Origin of the sequence: Mesorhizobium sp. M7A.F.Ca.CA.003.01.2.1 (assembly GCF_003998945.1) — a bacterium.
Lineage (GTDB): Bacteria > Pseudomonadota > Alphaproteobacteria > Rhizobiales > Rhizobiaceae > Mesorhizobium > Mesorhizobium ciceri.
On the sequence record NZ_RZRA01001001.1, the window covers coordinates 1 to 1,942 of the forward strand.

1 protein-coding gene and 1 pseudogene are annotated in these 1,942 nt (G+C 63.4%); both read left to right on the top strand.

Going from position 1 to position 1,942, the window contains the following annotated elements:
- The coding region (locus EN969_RS28830) for a Do family serine endopeptidase (protein ID WP_127419616.1) at window positions 1-1,447 on the top strand (1,447 nt) is incomplete at its 5' end.
- A gap of 350 nt (window positions 1,448-1,797) precedes the next feature.
- Window positions 1,798-1,942: pseudogene (locus EN969_RS28835) on the top strand (response regulator transcription factor); the annotation flags it as partial.

Sequence of the window (1,942 nt, forward strand, 5' to 3'; positions counted from 1 at the left end):
AACCAGCCCTGTTCTGGCCGATGCCGTGCGCGTCGAGGCGCCGCAGGTACCGGGCTTCGCCGATGTCGTCGAGCGGGTTTCTCCCGCTGTTGTCAGCGTCAAGGTCAAGGCCAAGATCAGCCCGGCCGCCGATGACGGCTCGGACCCGTCCGACGATCAGGATGGCATGAACAACCTGCCCAACAATCCGCAACTGCGCCGCTTCTTCAAGGAATTCCGTGGATTTGGTGATCAGGACGGCCAGGGTGGCGGCAACAGGCGCTTCAGCCATCGCGACCGCAACAACGACCAGCCGCGGCCGGTTGCACAAGGTTCCGGCTTCTTCATCTCGGATGACGGCTATCTCGTCACCAACAACCACGTCGTTTCGGAAGGCTCGGCCTTCACCGTGGTGATGAATGACGGCAAGGAACTCGACGCCAAGCTGATCGGCACCGACCCGCGCACCGATCTCGCCGTGCTCAAGGTCGATGGCGTCGGCAAGTTTACCTATGTCGACTTCGCCGATGACTCCAAGGTTCGCGTCGGCGACTGGGTGGTGGCCGTCGGCAATCCGTTCGGCCTTGGTGGCACCGTCACCGCCGGCATCGTCTCCGCCCGCGGCCGCGACATCGGCGCTGGCCCTTATGACGACTTCATCCAGATCGACGCATCGGTCAACCGCGGCAATTCTGGCGGCCCGACCTTCAACCTCAACGGCCAGGTCGTCGGCATCAACACCGCGATCTTCTCGCCGTCCGGCGGCAGCGTCGGCATCGCCTTCGACATTCCCGCTTCGACCGCCAAGCAGGTCGTTCAGGACCTGATGAAGAGCGGTTCCGTTCAGCGCGGCTGGCTCGGTGTCGAAATCCAGCCGGTCACCTCCGACATCGCTGAGTCGCTTGGTCTGAAGTCCAACAACGGCGCACTGGTTTCCAGTGCCCAGGACGATGGTCCCGGCAAGAAGGCGGGCATCACGGCCGGTGACGTGATCACCCAGGTCAACGGCAAGGACGTCGCTTCGCCGAAGGAACTGGCACGGCTGATCGGCGCCTACTCGCCTGGCAAATCGGTTGACGTCACCGTGTGGCGCGACGGCAAGAGCCAGACGGTCAAGGTCGATCTCGGCAAACTGCCCTCGAGCGACAAGCAGGCCTCTGTCGACCAGTCGCAGCCTGCCGCTCCGGCAAAGCCCGACACGCTGGCCGATCTCGGCCTGACCGTCACCAAGTCCGAAAACGGCAAGGGGCTGGTGGTGACCGACGTCGATCCCGACAGCGATGCTGCCGATCGCGGCATCCAGCCGGGCGACGTCATCACATCGGTCAATTCGACCGAAGTGAACGGCACCGACGACGTCACCAAGGCGATGACCGAAGCGGTCAAATCCGGCCGCAAGGCAGTGCTGATGCAGATCACCCGCGACGACACCAATCGTTTCGTCGCGCTGCCCGTCGCCAAGGGCTGAGGTCGGCTCCGGAGCGTTCTCTCGGCCTTCCGAGACGGGTGAGGGCGTTCCGGCGGCAAGTTGGACTTTTCCAGTGCGCCGGTTCAACACCCCCGAGCCGCCGTACGGGAAAGCATGGAGGAGCGCGCGTTAGTCAGTCATCGCGCCTTCCCCCGGCGGCAGCGGGCTTCCCATCGCCCGCTGCCGCACAATTTCAAAAGCGCTTCAACGATCCGATGCCAACGACATCGGCAGCGAGCAGCTTTATCGCGCACTGCTTCGAGCGATCTCGGTCGCGATGCGCTTTGGCAAAGGCCACAATGCAGATGTCTGCCACTCAACCTTCCGGCGAAATCGCGTATAACAGCCCTATGAAGATTCTCGTCATAGAAGACGATCGCGAGGCTGCGGATTACTTGCAGAAAGCCTTTGCCGAGGCCGGTCACACCGCGCATGTCGCCGGTGACGGCGAAACCGGCTTTGCGCTCGCCGACGCCGGCGACTACGACGTGATGG